The organism is Candidatus Nitrosopumilus sp. bin_6a (assembly GCF_054095695.1).
The window spans coordinates 24,627-38,935 of the sequence record NZ_JBSWSR010000007.1 but is presented as its reverse complement, the minus strand read 5'-3'; the positions used below and the strand labels follow the sequence as shown (position 1 = coordinate 38,935).

Annotated in this window: 23 protein-coding genes; 10 read left to right on the top strand and 13 right to left on the bottom strand. The window is 32.6% G+C overall.

Translation table 11 applies throughout. The annotated features are described in order from the left end of the window. Window positions 1-11: 11 nt before the first annotated feature. Window positions 12-221 carry a hypothetical protein gene (locus ACW9XA_RS08090; protein ID WP_457763839.1) on the bottom strand — a complete coding sequence of 70 codons (210 nt, stop codon included), beginning with the start codon at window positions 219-221 and terminating at the stop codon, window positions 12-14. Between the two features lie 372 nt (window positions 222-593). Between ACW9XA_RS08090 and ACW9XA_RS08085 the strand changes: the two genes are divergently transcribed. Further along, window positions 594-929, top strand: a complete 336-nt coding sequence (locus ACW9XA_RS08085) for a hypothetical protein (RefSeq protein ID WP_457763838.1) — start codon at window positions 594-596, stop codon at window positions 927-929. Here ACW9XA_RS08085 and ACW9XA_RS08080 read toward each other — a convergent pair. Beyond that, a complete protein-coding gene (locus ACW9XA_RS08080; RefSeq protein ID WP_457763837.1) occupies window positions 907-1,509 on the bottom strand; it encodes a DNA-3-methyladenine glycosylase family protein in 603 nt (200 codons plus the stop codon). The genes ACW9XA_RS08085 and ACW9XA_RS08080 overlap by 23 nt on opposite strands. 72 nt (window positions 1,510-1,581) lie before the next feature. On the opposite strand from ACW9XA_RS08080, the gene ACW9XA_RS08075 reads away from it, so the two are divergent. Together ACW9XA_RS08075 and ACW9XA_RS08070 are read left to right on the top strand one after the other, a co-directional pair. Next, on the top strand, window positions 1,582-1,860 hold the full coding sequence (locus ACW9XA_RS08075) for a hypothetical protein (RefSeq protein ID WP_457763836.1): 279 nt from the start codon (window positions 1,582-1,584) through the stop codon (window positions 1,858-1,860). Window positions 1,861-2,135: 275 nt separating this feature from the next. Beyond that, window positions 2,136-2,720, top strand: a complete 585-nt coding sequence (locus tag ACW9XA_RS08070) for an HAD family hydrolase (protein ID WP_457763835.1) — start codon at window positions 2,136-2,138, stop codon at window positions 2,718-2,720. A 140-nt stretch (window positions 2,721-2,860) separates the two neighbouring features. Here the strand turns inward: ACW9XA_RS08070 and uvsE are convergent, their stop codons facing one another. After that, window positions 2,861-3,730, bottom strand: coding sequence for a UV DNA damage repair endonuclease UvsE (uvsE, locus tag ACW9XA_RS08065; RefSeq protein ID WP_457763834.1), 870 nt, complete (start codon window positions 3,728-3,730; stop codon window positions 2,861-2,863). 1 nt (window position 3,731) lies between these two features. Further along, the gene (gene wrbA, locus ACW9XA_RS08060; RefSeq protein ID WP_457763833.1) at window positions 3,732-4,352 is read right to left on the bottom strand and encodes an NAD(P)H:quinone oxidoreductase; all 621 of its coding nucleotides are present in this window, start codon (window positions 4,350-4,352) and stop codon (window positions 3,732-3,734) included. Between the two features lie 123 nt (window positions 4,353-4,475). Here wrbA and ACW9XA_RS08055 point away from each other — a divergent pair, with 123 nt between their 5' ends. After that, window positions 4,476-5,438 (top strand): DUF523 and DUF1722 domain-containing protein, encoded by a 963-nt coding sequence (locus ACW9XA_RS08055; protein ID WP_457763832.1) that lies wholly within the window; start codon window positions 4,476-4,478, stop codon window positions 5,436-5,438. Here the strand turns inward: ACW9XA_RS08055 and ACW9XA_RS08050 are convergent. The 3 genes from ACW9XA_RS08050 to ACW9XA_RS08040 all read right to left on the bottom strand — a co-directional run bounded on the left by ACW9XA_RS08050 (window position 5,423) and on the right by ACW9XA_RS08040 (window position 6,599). Further along, window positions 5,423-5,677, bottom strand: coding sequence for a hypothetical protein (locus ACW9XA_RS08050; protein ID WP_457763831.1), 255 nt, complete (start codon window positions 5,675-5,677; stop codon window positions 5,423-5,425). The genes ACW9XA_RS08055 and ACW9XA_RS08050 overlap by 16 nt on opposite strands. Before the next feature lie 110 nt (window positions 5,678-5,787). Then, window positions 5,788-6,240, bottom strand: coding sequence for a hypothetical protein (locus ACW9XA_RS08045; RefSeq protein WP_457763830.1), 453 nt, complete (start codon window positions 6,238-6,240; stop codon window positions 5,788-5,790). Beyond that, window positions 6,237-6,599, bottom strand: a complete 363-nt coding sequence (locus ACW9XA_RS08040) for a hypothetical protein (protein WP_457763829.1) — start codon at window positions 6,597-6,599, stop codon at window positions 6,237-6,239. Before ACW9XA_RS08040 ends, ACW9XA_RS08045 begins: the two co-directional genes overlap by 4 nt. Before the next feature lie 150 nt (window positions 6,600-6,749). On the opposite strand from ACW9XA_RS08040, the gene ACW9XA_RS08035 reads away from it, so the two are divergent. Then, the gene (locus ACW9XA_RS08035) at window positions 6,750-6,887 is read left to right on the top strand and encodes a hypothetical protein (protein ID WP_457763828.1); all 138 of its coding nucleotides are present in this window, start codon (window positions 6,750-6,752) and stop codon (window positions 6,885-6,887) included. A gap of 6 nt (window positions 6,888-6,893) precedes the next feature. After that, on the top strand, window positions 6,894-7,124 hold the full coding sequence (locus ACW9XA_RS08030) for a hypothetical protein (protein WP_457763827.1): 231 nt from the start codon (window positions 6,894-6,896) through the stop codon (window positions 7,122-7,124). Here ACW9XA_RS08030 and ACW9XA_RS08025 read toward each other — a convergent pair. Then, entirely contained in the window at window positions 7,092-7,697 is a 606-nt protein-coding gene (locus ACW9XA_RS08025; protein WP_457763826.1) for a hypothetical protein, read from the bottom strand. The genes ACW9XA_RS08030 and ACW9XA_RS08025 overlap by 33 nt on opposite strands. A 107-nt stretch (window positions 7,698-7,804) precedes the next feature. Between ACW9XA_RS08025 and ACW9XA_RS08020 the strand changes: the two genes are divergently transcribed. Beyond that, window positions 7,805-8,086, top strand: coding sequence for a Fe(2+)-trafficking protein (locus tag ACW9XA_RS08020; RefSeq protein ID WP_457763825.1), 282 nt, complete (start codon window positions 7,805-7,807; stop codon window positions 8,084-8,086). Here ACW9XA_RS08020 and ACW9XA_RS08015 read toward each other — a convergent pair. Beyond that, the gene (locus tag ACW9XA_RS08015) at window positions 8,083-8,544 is read right to left on the bottom strand and encodes a hypothetical protein (RefSeq protein WP_457763824.1); all 462 of its coding nucleotides are present in this window, start codon (window positions 8,542-8,544) and stop codon (window positions 8,083-8,085) included. The genes ACW9XA_RS08020 and ACW9XA_RS08015 overlap by 4 nt on opposite strands. 80 nt (window positions 8,545-8,624) lie before the next feature. Here ACW9XA_RS08015 and ACW9XA_RS08010 point away from each other — a divergent pair, with 80 nt between their 5' ends. From ACW9XA_RS08010 to ACW9XA_RS08000, 3 genes are read left to right on the top strand one after another with little or no spacing between them, the layout of a single operon-like run. Continuing rightward, entirely contained in the window at window positions 8,625-9,626 is a 1,002-nt protein-coding gene (locus tag ACW9XA_RS08010; protein WP_457763823.1) for an adenylosuccinate synthetase, read from the top strand. Window positions 9,627-9,675: 49 nt separating this feature from the next. Further along, a complete protein-coding gene (locus ACW9XA_RS08005) occupies window positions 9,676-10,356 on the top strand; it encodes a hypothetical protein (protein ID WP_457763822.1) in 681 nt (226 codons plus the stop codon). Next, window positions 10,337-11,077: an orotidine 5'-phosphate decarboxylase gene (locus ACW9XA_RS08000; RefSeq protein ID WP_457763821.1), complete on the top strand. Its 741-nt coding sequence runs from the start codon at window positions 10,337-10,339 to the stop codon at window positions 11,075-11,077. Before ACW9XA_RS08005 ends, ACW9XA_RS08000 begins: the two co-directional genes overlap by 20 nt. Here the strand turns inward: ACW9XA_RS08000 and ACW9XA_RS07995 are convergent. From ACW9XA_RS07995 to ACW9XA_RS07980, 4 genes are all read right to left on the bottom strand, one after another. Beyond that, entirely contained in the window at window positions 11,057-11,476 is a 420-nt protein-coding gene (locus ACW9XA_RS07995; protein WP_300323439.1) for a bis(5'-nucleosyl)-tetraphosphatase, read from the bottom strand. The two genes, ACW9XA_RS08000 and ACW9XA_RS07995, sit on opposite strands and share 21 nt — an antisense overlap. Continuing rightward, window positions 11,473-12,174, bottom strand: coding sequence for a polyprenyl diphosphate synthase (gene uppS / locus ACW9XA_RS07990; protein ID WP_457763879.1), 702 nt, complete (start codon window positions 12,172-12,174; stop codon window positions 11,473-11,475). The genes ACW9XA_RS07995 and uppS overlap by 4 nt, the downstream gene beginning before the upstream one ends. Window positions 12,175-12,346: 172 nt before the next feature. After that, complete coding sequence (locus ACW9XA_RS07985; RefSeq protein ID WP_300323436.1) at window positions 12,347-13,492, bottom strand: DUF373 family protein; 1,146 nt, start codon at window positions 13,490-13,492, stop codon at window positions 12,347-12,349. A gap of 71 nt (window positions 13,493-13,563) precedes the next feature. Continuing rightward, window positions 13,564-14,064 (bottom strand): hypothetical protein, encoded by a 501-nt coding sequence (locus ACW9XA_RS07980; protein WP_300323433.1) that lies wholly within the window; start codon window positions 14,062-14,064, stop codon window positions 13,564-13,566. Window positions 14,065-14,309 lie beyond the last annotated feature (245 nt).

Genomic DNA, 14,309 nt, shown 5'->3' with positions numbered 1-14,309 from the left:
ACACTATTTTGTTAATCCCATTCATCTAATGACCCTGAAGTATGACCTTCTGTACTGCTTGCATAGTCTCCTAATATGTCTGAATATTTTGATTCGTTATGGGCCACAAATTTTACATATTCTCCATAACTCATATCCAAATCACAAGATCCACATTTTACAACTGAATAGTCCATTGCCAATTCTGCATCCTCTTTACATTTTGGGCATTTTATCTTCATGCCAACATAGATTTATGATAATTATTATTGTTTTACATTCAAAAGGTTGACTAACATTAGCTGTTTTCAGATTTAGAGAATAGACTGTCTCCAAACATGGTCTAAGTTGGTAATTTAGCATTTGTTTACGGATAAAATTTAGGCCGTAGTTTTTCCCAAAAATACTCTCGTAATTCAGGGTCTTTAGTCACTCTCTCTATACTATCTTTCATTGATGGAATGATTGGAGCCCAGCTCGAGTCCATCTGAATATCAGGTCTTCAATTTTTAGTTGTATTTGGTCTAGTTCAGTTTGTTCCAGGAGAATACTAGCCATGTTATGAAGTTAAGCGTATTGGGAAATCCTTTTTTGATAAATTACGTATCAAAAATATGGCAATAATTCATGGAATTGCAGATAGTGAAAGTAATCTCCTAGACAAATTACCTAATGAAGTTGAGAATATTGAAGATATTGACAGAGTAAAAAAAGAATTTGAAGAAAAGTTAGCCAAAGAGAAATCGGGATTTTTTGGAGGAATCAAAAAATGGAATTACTATGCCTTTATCACTCCAGAGTGTTTCCGGGCAATTGAAGTATATCGGGAGAAATGGACAAAACATTTTGGAGTAGAACCAAAACCTGAAGATCCTTTCTTTGCAAACACTAGATCAAAAACAGTAAAGCCACTAACACTAATGCCAACTAGACATATTGAAAGTTTTTGACGCCTCTCCAGATGTACCAGGTTCCAATAGTTCTGTATGGACTCCATTTTTTTCCTATAATCTCAATTTTTTCTATTGGGGGATCATCCAGATTATACAATTTCTTTATTCCATTTATCAGTCCAAGGTCCCCCAGAGGAAAAACATCCATTCTTCCAAGCCCAAAAATAAGATACATCTCTGCAGTCCACCTGCCAATTCCTCGAATTTTGACGAGTTCCTCTATTACATCCTCATCAGCCATATCTTCAAAAGAATCAAAATCTAACTCACCTTTGATTACCTTTTTTGAAATATCTAAAATGTAATCTGCCTTCATCTTTGATAAACCTGCTGACTTTAGTCTAGCATTGGAAAACTTTACTACTTGAAATGGTGTTGGAAATTCTTTTCCAAATAATTCCCTAAATCTCTTAGAAATTGCTTTTCCTGCACTATCAGAGATTTGTTGAGTAATAATTGCATCAATTATTGCCTCAAAGGGATTTGGAATAGTCCTTATTGTGCAGGGACCTACTGCATCTACAATCTTTTTCATCTTTGGATCTTTTTTTAAAACTCTGATTGCTTTTGAGTACATTAATCCTTTGTAGTTCCTCTTTTCTAATAAACTCCAATAAGCTTAAGATGGGATTAGTTACATAGAAAATCTATGAAGGTATTTGTTGGAGTAATTATAGTTGCAATCATTATTTTTGCAATTATTGTGTCATTTGTACTAGTTGGTGCATTTTATACTCCAACTGAATCCGGATTAAGAGCAATTATTGAATCAAAGGTACAACAATGCTTTGGAATAATGGCAACAGAGGGATACATGCAAATCACTGATGAAAATTTTAATCCTACTGAAAACTGTGAAAGAGAACTAATGGGACTGATGGATGAATACGAAAAAGTAACAGGTACCAAGTACCTACCAGATGCTTGATTTTTTCAATCAATTCAACTAGTTACCACTAGCAAATTTTAATTTATTTTAATAAATATCAAAAAAACCAATTACATACATGGCCGAATTCGAGTGCTGTTTTTGTAGAAGATACACCACAAATGTAAGCAGAATTGATGGAATATGTCATACGTGTTTTGATGGAAAGCCAAACCTTAGAAAATATTTAGCATCAAGATGTTGAGTCGTGTTCCTAGTGGTAATCTCAACATTACGGGATATTGCTTATTTGATATGAGTGGGAAAATCCCTTGATGAAGAATGTTATACTATTTGATGTAGGCGGAGTATTGCTCCAATGGAAAGATGAGTGGCTCTTTGATGAGATATCTCATGAATTAGATATTCCATTTGAAGAAATCAAAGACAAGTTTAATGCAAATATTTCTGAATTGTTCATAGGAAAAATTTCAGAGGAGCAATTTTGGAATAAGATAAGTGATGGGGTAAAAATTAATCATGAGATTATATCTCAAACTTTTCTAAAAAGATCTATTCTAGATACCAAGGTACTAAATCTTGCACGATCTATAAAAAAACAGGGGTTTGATATTGGGATACTATCAAACATAACACCAGAAACAAGGAGAATTCTGCCAAAACAATGGATTGATGAGTTTGACCATGTATTTTTTTCTGACCAGATTAAACTTGCAAAACCTGATCCTAAAATTTTCTCATATATTAAGGAAAAACTATCAGAACATCAGATAGTATTCATTGATGACAAACAGGAAAATGTAGATGCTGCTAAAAGATACGGAATTAAATCAATCTTATTTGAAGAATACCAGTCACTTAGTGAAGAACTCGCAAAGCAAATCTTGGTTGCATCATAGAAATGGATGATAGTAACTTTCCAAATGGTGTTTGTAAAAAATGTCATCAGAATGTCACGGTTCTAAAAAGAAAACCAGACCTAAAAATGGGAGATGTCAGGTACGAGTGTTATAATTGCGGGTATACGAGTCGAAAGTAATTAGATTAATTCTAGAACCTTAATTGCACTTTTTTCCTTGTTTTTTATCTCTAACATCAAGTCAAACTCTTTTCCTGAAAGATTGGACATGGTATCTAGAAAATCTTTTACATCAATTTCTGGGCAGTGTTTTCCCAACCTACCTTCAGGGTCTTGAGAGCTATAATCTAGCATTGGGAGCCCATCTTTATGCATCCAAGTTTTAGAAATACTATCAAAAATCTCTGCAAGAGGTTTGCCATTATTCAGAATCGAATAATGAAATGTGTCAAAGACGATTGGAATTTCTAGTTTTTGTGAAATCTCTATGCAATCATCTACTCCGAAATAATGCTCATCATTCTCAATTACAAGTCTTTTTTTGACAGAATCGGATAGTTTGTCAAAATTCATTACAAAATCTGTTTTTGCCTTTTCCTTGTGACCCTGAGGAAAACCAATATGGATTTGAATCTTGGCAGTATAATCTAGATTCATTAAATCAAGTAATCTTGCATGATATTCTAGTTCCCTTATACTAGAATCTATGACCTCTTTTCTTTTAGAGTTCAATACAACAAACTGTCCTGGATGCATGGAGACTCTTATCTTATTTTTTTTGATTATCTTTCCAGCTTTGGCAAAATCATTTGCATAATGCTTTTTCCAATCAAACTTACAAATAGGATGGGAGGCAAAGGGAATAAAACTAGAACCAATTCTAAAAAACAGAATTTTGTTTTGTATGTTATATTCAAGAATCTCAAAGAGATCATTGAAATTTTTTTCAATAGTACTCTTTATTTTAGATTCAGAGTAGGATGCTATTCTAAAAGTATTATTTGTATTTGCAGATAATAATCTATTTTGACATGCATAACCAACTTTCATTTTAATCGGCTAATTTTGCTGCAATCTTTGCAATCTTTGAACCAAATGCCCTTGCTACAACTAAATCAACTTCTTTGATTTGGTCACTGTTTGGTCCAACAATAGTACTTGGTCCATATGGGCTTCCGCTTTCGTGTAACTCCTTTGTGTCATATGAGGGCCCCACAATAACCATTCCTTGATGAAGCATTGGCATCATCATAGAAAGGGCAGTTACTTCTTGTCCGCCATGAACACTAGATGCTCCAGTAAATACTCCTCCAACTTTTCCAATTAATTTTCCTGTAAACCACAATTCAGTACTAAGATCCCACATCTTTTTCATCTCATGTGCCATATTTCCAAATCTTGTAGGCGAACCAAATACAATTGCATCAGCATTTGGCATCTCCTTTACAATAGAAAACTCATCAGATGTTGGATACTTTTTCTCTAAATCATTATGAATTTGAAGCCAATTTTCATCTTTTTCTACAATTTCCATTGGAATGTCATCTGCAATTCTGAGAAATTTGATGTTTGCGCCACTTTCTTTTGCTCCTGCAGCAATGGCTTCTGCCATCTTTGCAGTATTGCCTCTTCTTGTGTAAAATACTATCAGAATGTCTGGATTATTTTTCATAAAAGGAAAAAGCCAAACAATAGTTAAAAAGGTCCAGATGATTTTCTGCTAGTGCTAAAATTAGCACTATAAACTAATTTTACCACGAGTTAAATAATAAAACAACATAATAGTTTGAATACAATGACCAAACCAATTCTAGGAGTCAGTAAATGTTTAGAGTTTGAGAATTGCAGGTATGATGGCAAGATGATCGGAAATGATTTTGTTAGAAAACTAAAATATCATGTTGATTTTGTTCCAGTATGTCCTGAGATGGGAATTGGTTTGGGAAATCCCCGACCTCCAATTAGATTAGTGAAGATTGGCGGTGAAAAAAATTTGTATCAACCATCCAGCGGTGAAAACCTTACCAAAAAAATGAATGAGTTTTCAAAAGAGTTCCTAGATAGTCTTGAAGAACTGGATGGATTTATTCTAAAACATTCTTCTCCAACTTGCGGTGTAAGGAACGTAAAACTCTATGATAAAATCGGAAAGGCAGTAGGCTATGATCAAACAACGGGCATATTCACTGAGATGGTTCTTAAAAAATTCCCATACATAATTGTAGAAGATGAAGCAAGACTGAGAAATCCTGTATTAAGAGATTCATTTCTTACCCGTGTTTATACAATGACACGACTTCGTGAATCACTTCAATCAAAAGATTCCCTTATGCAATATTGTAATGACAATGAGATGCTCTTCATGTGTTATGATGAATCAGGTCCAAAAAGATTACAGGAGATGCTTTCATTATTCTCCCAAGATGGTTTTGAGGAAAAATTCATTGCATCTGTATATGATATTCTCAACAGAATCCCATCAGCTGATGCTCTAAATAGTACCTATGTCTACATCTATTCCCTTCTAGAAGACAAACTCACCTTACCTGAAAAAGAGTATTTTGGAGAGATGATTAGAGACTTTGCGCAGGGATTAGTACTTCCATCCCAAGTAAGTGCTCTCTTGTATTCCTGGGCCTTGAGATTTGAGGTAAAATCAATTATTTCTCAGACCATCTTTGAACCATATCCAAAAGGATTAGTTCCAATTAGTTCGGAGAGTAGGACCTACTCTTTAATTGATTACAAGAAAGTTTGATTTTCAGAAATCATTTTTTTAAGGGTCTGACAAATTATTTGAGAAACATGTAAAGTTGCATCATTGATTTTTTCATTTTGATAATTCTCGTTAATATTGATAATAATTCGATCTAGAACATCCTCAAAATCATGATTTTCTGATACAATTGCATAATCTGTGAAAATTTCAAAGGATTTTTCGAAATTCCCGTTTATGATAAAGTCATATAGTCTAGAGAATGTTTCTTCAGAAAACACGTGAAAAATTTTTCACATTTATTAATAACAATTTTGATTAGTTCCAAAATTGGAAATAGAGTTTTTAAAAATCAAATAATTAAACAATAATTTTTTAGAAATAAGAGAGACTATTTTTGAGGAGTTACCTTTATTGAACTTGCTTCTGCTGATCTGATGAATATATCCATAGTTTTACTCATTTTTTGTGCAAGAATTCCATGTAAAAATGGAAAATATTTAAGAATTCCATTAAATTTTAGATTCACGTTAATTGTAATTACAGTTCCATTTCCAGATGAAACATAAGATTCTATGAAAGATGTTCCCTTTGTAGGTCCGCTAAGAATGTGAACTTCGTGAATGTTTGGGTAAATTATTACATGTTTGGTTTTTACGTTCAAATTCATTCCTAGGAAATTTATTTTTTCATTTACAATCATTCCATATTTATTTTCTTCAATGATGTCTAAAGATTTAAAATGATTAGGCATTATTTCATGAAAATTTTCAACATCTATACTAATATCAAAAATTTTCTCTTGCGGTAATACTGAACATCTTTGCATGCTAAAATTACTCAATTTTCCATCACCAAGGTTAGATAGTCAGAGAGATTAGTTTTTGTAACTTCATAATCTGGATGCAGTTTCATGATTTGTTTAGCTAACAATGCCATTGCAGTTTTTACACCATCTGTTTTTTCAGGATCAGTTCCAGGATACAATCGAATAGTAGTTTTTTCTTGTCTAGTAGAAATTTCAATTAAAAATTCCTGATGTAATTCTGAGATTACAATAGAGGGCAATAATGCAGTCAAATTATCTTTATCAACAAAAATAGTTTGAACTTTAATCAGTATGGGTTCTTTTTGAAAAATAGGATTGAAGTCATTTTGAAATTCATTTAGATTAATTCTTTGATTAAATACAATATGAGGCATTAATTCAACATGAGAGATTATAGCATATAAAAAAAATTCAAATTAATGCATAGTGCTAAAATTATAATTGAAACTCATAAAATATACTCAAATTAGCACTAGATTGACCAAATTTATGACATTAAAATAGGATGGAGTTGAATATAAGGTATGGAACAAGCATACCTTGAACCAACATATGCAGAGATTGTAGAATCAAAACAAGAATTGATGAAAAAGATTTCAAAAAAATTCTCCAAAGATATAATGCTACAACAAACGCTTGCAACAGTAGTCAAGGTATCCTAAAAGACCATGTTTTCTTTAAAATCCTACAAGCCAAATGTTCTAACTGCTTTTGGAGTAATTTTTTTAATTTCAGCATCAATTGTTCCAATTCAGAATTTGATTGTGTGGGGACCTGATTTTGTTTATCATTTCTACACATCTTCAGAAATTACTGCTGAAAAAATTTCAATTGGAGTAATTGTTTTAGGAATTATTTTTATTTTGTTAAGTTTCAAAAAACAGGTTCATGTTGAGTAAATTACCACTAGAGTAAAAACTTTCTAACAAAATAGTTTTGGGACATATCAAAAAATCAATTATAATTTCATCTGTTTTTCTTTTATTGATTCTCGGGGGAATTTCCTTTAAAGGATTTGAATTGTTTGTAGTAAAAGACGCATTTGCACTTCCAACGCAATACGATTCAACCATTACTCTTTTGTTGAAAACTCTATTGTTTATTTCGATATTGCCTACTTCTTCAAAGATGTTTCTCATCTTAGAAATATACTGCTTTATTGAGTTTGGATGTCTTTTCTTGATTGTATTCTGATGTTTGGAATATTTTCCTGTATAGTATGTTATTTCTGGATGATCTTGACCTAACCAGTCCTTGTATTTGTTGAATAAAACATAGATTTTATCGTTTGAATTTGTTTTAGTGATCTCTTCTTTGATATCATCTATAACCTCTTGATGGGTTTTGTTGAAATTTTGTTTGCAAAATATGTTAAATTGATTTAGAATTGAACCAATGTGATTTTTTTTACTTCTCTCCTTGATACTATCTAGGTAATCTTCAATACTCCTTCTATTCTCTATGTATGACATGTATTACCATGTTCTGAGTATAGTGGTAATAAGAAACGGTAAAGTGTAAAGAATTCTAGATTTTACATTCAAAAAAAGATAAAAGGAGTTTAGTATTCATAATTTTCATGAGTCGTACTTGTACCAAATGCAAAAATTCTATTCCTGATAGCGAAGAATTAGGAGTTGTCGCTGCAAAGTACCCAACATGTAACAAATGCTGGGCTGAATGGAAAGAATATCAAATTATGGTCATGAATGAGATGAAATTAGACATGTCTATGCTAGATCATAGGAAATTATTAAAAAAACATGAGAAAATCTTTGTAGGTGTTCTGTCTCCAGAAGGGGAAGTGATTGACTATACAAATGAAGATAATCGTAAGCCTGATGAACCTAAAAATGCCTAAAATTTCAAATGCTTTTTAGCATTTTCTGGAATAACTAACATAATTCGTTTTTTGGAATTTTCATCCAAATCACTGATTATTTTTTTAATGGTGTTGGAAAGTATGTCTCTCTCGTTTTCTTCCAATGTCAAAAATATCTCTAATATTCCATCAATGTTGAAAGTGATTAGTTTTTGTGGTGATCGTGCAACTTCGGTGATATAAGCTGAAAAAAGTCCTTCTCTTTGTTCTTCTGTTAATGATGTTAAAATTTTAAGCCATGTTTTGAAAAGTTTTGAAAAGTTAGGAAAAGGAATTGTAGGTCCTGCTTCTAATGCGTTGTTAATAACTTCCATTTTTTCAGGTTCTGATAATGAAAAGAATTCTATCATCCTCTTTTTTAAAATTGGATTTCTTAGAAAATCCGGCAAATTAGCCAAATTGATAATTATATTTCCTGCAAAGTTTTCTCCAACCATCGATCTAAACGAATCACTGTTGAATATAAAATCATGTGAAAATACTTTAGCTTAAATAAACGAAATAGACGTTGAACAACATGACATCCACTGTTGTTGTTGGCGGATTTTTTGGCGATGAGGGCAAAGGAAAGATAATATCGTATTTGGCAATCAAAGATAATCCAAAAATTATTGTGCGTGGTGGAGCTGGTCCGAATGCTGGACATACAATTAGAGATGGAGATAAAGTGTACAAAGTAAGAATGCTTCCTAGTGGATTTTTAAATAAAAATGCTAAAGTAATGATTGGACCTGGTGTTGTGATCAACCCTGATGTCCTCAACAAGGAAATTCAAGATTTTGATGTTACGGGTCGTGCATTTATTGATAAACATTGTGGAATTATTGAAGAAACTCATCTAAACAGAGATTCAAAAGGTGAATTAAAAGAAAAAATTGGAAGCACGGGCTCAGGCACAGGTCCTGCAAATGCTGATCGTGCAATGAGAGTTTTAAAACTTGCAAAAGATTTTGATTCTTTATCTCCATTAATCACTGATGTCTCATTAGAGGTAAATTCTGCACTTGACGCAAATGAAAATGTCTTAGTAGAAGGAACCCAAGGTACATTTCTTTCATTGTGGCATGGAACATATCCATTTGTAACCTCAAAAGACGTAACTGCGTCTGGAATTTGTGCTGATATTGGTCTTGGTCCTACTAAAGTGGATGAAGTAATTGTTGTTTTCAAATCTTATGTTACACGTGTTGGAACTGGACCTCTTGACAAAGAACTTTCTCTTGAGGATGCAGAAAAAAAAGGCTGGTCTGAATTTGGCACTGTCACTGGTCGTCAAAGAAGAGCTGCAGATTTTGATTTTGATTTAGCTAGGCGTGCAATCATGCTTAATAGTGCAACACAAATTTCAATCACCAAACTAGATGTACTCTTTACAGATTGTGCGGGAAAAACTTCTTACGATGAACTATCTGATGATGCAAAAGCATTCATCACAAATATTGAAAAAGAATTAAACACGCCTGTTACAATTATTGGAACTGGTCCAGCTGTCAACGATGTTGTTGATAGAAGAATCTAGGCTCCTTTTTTTTGGATAAGTTTAATTTGTTAATCTACTTGTAATCCCTGTGGACAAGTTACAAACTACTGATAAATTACCACGCTACATTCAAGTTCATTCAACTTTAGAATTTACTAGGCTCGTCTGTGCATTAGAACGTGCTCCACGCGTTTCATTTTTACACGATTATGATGGAAAAAAAATTCTATCTGTACAAATGGATGTTTTAAAAGAAAAACCAATTGTCTATTACACTCATCTAGAAAATAATGGTCATTATCTTTGCTATGGTCTAAAAGGAGGAAAAGAAGAATCTGAAATTGTAGATACAACTTCTGATGCCAGCAAGCTGTATTCTCCAATTGTTAGAATAAAGTCTCTCCCTAAAACACTCCAACCTGGAAATGGTACTTTAGATAGATATCAACCAATCCAACTTGAAGATATGTCTAGTCTTGCAAAGCTCACTTGGGGCTTTGAAGAAATTCCGTTCCCATTGTTCTTATTCCCGCATAATGACAAATGGCTAATTGGTGTCTTTATGAATTTCAATGATGAAGGAACCTCTTATTTTTGTCATGTTGTCTTGGATTCTGATCCACAAAAACCCTTTTTGAAATTTACAACTTCAAACAGCTCTCAACCTACTTTCGTAGAAAATCCTTCTGAACACGGTTTTTCTTATATCAAAATTATAAAATTAAAAGACACTCATCCACTAGTAGATTATGGCCACCTTCAAAACTAGACTTTCACAGATTTCAAAAACTAATGGCAAAGTCATTCTTGCCAATGATTATGATCCCTCTGTAAAAAATTTAGAATCAAAAACTATTCAAAATATCAAACAACTGCATCCATTTCTTTGCGGGATCAAACTAAATTTCCACTTACTTTTACCTTTGAGTGGAAAAGAAATTCTAAACATAAACAAAACAGCTCACAAGTATGGATTACAAACAATTGCAGATATCAAACTTAATGATATTGGAAATACCAATAGAGTAACATCTGAGAATTTATGGGCTTTGGGATTTGACGCAGTAATTGCAAATCCAATAATGGGTCTTGACAGTCTAAAGAATCTTGTAAAATCTGCTCACAAAAATGGAAAAGGAGTAATTACATTATGTCACATGAGTGCGCCTGAGGCCAAATTATCATACGATATGGAAATCAAAATGGGTAAAAAGCAACAATTGTACCAATTGTTTTTAGATTGGGCACTTATTTCAAAGGTTGATGGGATTGTTGTAGGAGCTACTTTTCCAAAAATTATTCAATTTTGTTCTAAAAAAGCAGGAAAAAATTTGAGTATTTTCTCCCCTGGTGTAGGAACCCAAGGTGGAAACGCAAATGAAGTAATTTCCTCTGGGACTAATTACTTGATTGTTGGAAGAACAATTTTGAATGCTAAAAACCCTGTAGATGTTGCAAAAGAATTACAACTACAGAGTTTTGGAAAGTAACATCTGTGCTTTTGTTAAAACTGTCTTTGCATTATCAAATGTAGTTTTTTCCATTGCAGTATTGTAATCCATCCATGTATAATCAAGATGTTCATGTGAAATCTTGACATCTGTTTCTTTTGTTTCAGCTAAGAAAAATACAACTTTTTTATGAACTAATTCTCCCTGATACTGAAAATTATACTCAATCCATTCTTCAAAGTTTTCTAAGAAAACAATATCTGTGATTCCGGTCTCTTCTTGTGTTTCTCTAATTGCTGTTTCTTTAATTGATTCGCCTTTTTCCATTTTCCCCTTTACAAAGTCCCAATGACCTGAAGGATAATGTAAAAGCAAAAATAAATTCCCTGTACCTTCTTTTCGAAATAATACAATTCCTGCAGATGTTTCTTCAATCATTTCCCTAGTCTTCTTTTCCTCTCTTGATAAGTCCTAATTGCCCGCATTAAATCTATTTTTCTAAATTCAGGCCAAAAAATATCCATGAAAACTAATTCGCTATATGCACTTTGCCACATGAGAAATCCACTTAATCTTTTTTCTCCTGACGTTCTTAATATCATGTCTGGAGATGATTGTGGTAAATGTGATGTGTATAGATTTGATTCAATTTCTTGTTTGTTAATGTCTTTTACATCCAATGATCCTTCTTTGATTTTCTCTCCAATTTTCTTTACAGCATCAACTAGTTCGTTTTGTCCACCATATGCAAGTGCAATGTTTAGAAAATGATTGTCATATTCTTTTGTTGCATCATCTAATTGTTTTAGAACTTTCTTGATGGATTCTGGAAGTAATTCAATTCTTCCAATTCCTTTTACTCTCATCTGACTCTTATGGATTCGAGGATCATTGAGTAATTTCTCTAATCGCAAACGGATTAATTCATAGAGGTATTTCAATTCCTCGTCATCTCTGTTGAGATTTTCTGCTGAAAGTGCGTATAAGGTGACAATTTTGATATCGAATTCTTCACACCAATCAAGAAGGTTTTCTACGGCATCAGCTCCTTTCCAATGTCCACTTTTTGGCATTGATAGATGTCTTTTTGCCCATCTTCTATTGCCATCTAAAATTAAAGCGACATGGTTTGGAATATCTCCATTCTGAATTTCACTTTCTAATCTTTTTCCATAGATCTTATAGAGTCCCGATAATTGAAAAACTAAATCTTTAATCTTGCTAATATCATACCACCACTTGATAATTCATACATGATTGAAGATATCAGTGTTTTTCAGATATTAACATAATTATTCATAGAATAAATTAGTCTGAAATCATCTCTTGATCTTTATGTTTTCTATATTTTTTGAATAGAATTGTGGCTGAAATCAATGTTACTGCCAAGCCTCCCAATAGTGGGGGAATTAGAGTAAGTGAAGGTTCATCGTTTATCATGATATTTGTGAATTGAAATATTGTTGGATAAAGGGCACCTAGAACAACAATTCTTAAAATGTCACTAATTTGTCTTGGAATTCCTCCCATCCAATTACTTAGTAATGTTCCAGCAAAGATTGCGCCCATACCAATCCATAAAATTGGTAATGCCCCTGATACAAATTGTCCAACAATCACTTTGTTTGTAACTTTTGCAATCAATTCTGTATCTGCTTCAATCAATTCTGTATCTACAGTACTAACTCCAGCTGGAACTGACGAAAGAATAAGTAAAACTCCTGCTATCATAGTAAAAATTCTGATAAAACCCATGGGTGTTGGTTTTGCCCATCTTGACCATATTCTGTCTATGTCAAATGCTCTAATCAAAAATGCACCACCTAGAATACTAACAAGCACTGCAAATATTTCTGCAGTATATCCAAACACTGTAGCTGCTCCTCCGATCAACAAAAGAATTCCTGGAACTCCTAAAAAGAATTTTGAATATTTTGAATCATACACAAGCATTTTAAGATATTTTCCAAATACTGCATAAGAATACTCTACACTTCTACTTACTTTCATTACAACTCGTTGTACTGAAACTACTGGAAGTACATTTTGAATTACAGGAATAACACTTTCATCATCTTCTCCATCTGATACAATTACTGCACCGTTTGCAGAAAAATTTTCTAAAACTTTTCTTGTTTCAACAAGAATCTTTTCATCTGCCTGAACTCCTCTATCCTTAACTCCTGCAATAGTTACAACTTCTACTTGGTAACCTTTACTGACTAAATCTTCATATGTTTTAATTGCCGCAAAAATGGAATTTGAATCTGCATCTTCTGGATCTTCCAAAGCTAATCTTTGAGCTGCTTCAATACATGCATCTCTCCCAATTACTGGTGTGAGAATTCCTGTTTTTTCTCCTACATCATTATCTCTATCAATACAAATTACTAGTAATCTGTTTGCGGTAGATGCATTAACCTCTTTTTCAACTCTACCTTTTTGATGAGACATTCTAATTCTAGTTACATAATTGCTTTTTAACGATTTCCAACCAATATGAATAGTAAAATTCGGTATTGAGGCTAATCTGGCCTTGTTTGGTCAGACATTTTGACAAATTCTACTGACTCTTTTTTTAGAGATTCTATCTTTTCTAAAATTTTATTCATTTCCTCTTCATTACTCTCATTTTCAATCATGCTGGCTAAAACTTTGGTTTCTACAATGTACGAGTTGAATGATTTTAAAGCATCCATGTAATTGATATAACTTGTTTGCCATTCTTCTGATGGTTTTGATGTCACAAACTCACTAATCTGTGCAGTTACTTGAGACGATGTCACTTCAGTCATTGCAATATATTCTTGAGGGGATATTTTCCCACTTTGCATGTTTTGATATTCAAGTTCGATTGATTCTTGTAAAACCTCATGGATTTTTTTTACCCCGTCCAAATAATTCTCATAGTCAGTTACTATGAATGTTGTAGGATCATTCTGAGGAATAGCATATAGCAAAAAACTCGCACCCGTTATTGCTGCTAAAATAATCACTGTTACTACTATTCCTTTTTTTGACGCCATTTTGTTTTTTCATTAATAAGGAGTTTATAATTGATAATAATCGATAAGTTCTTAGTTTTCTAAACAAATTTTTGAAAAAACATCATTTTTCTGCTTCTTATTGATATTTTTCTAAAAAACCATCCCGATATTTGAAATTACACACAAAATTGATTTTTTGATGCCTAAAAAAATTTACGCACATCTAGTCTATAGTGAAATAATTTTCACAGCCTCTGCCTAAATACCACCAAGTTTGACAAATT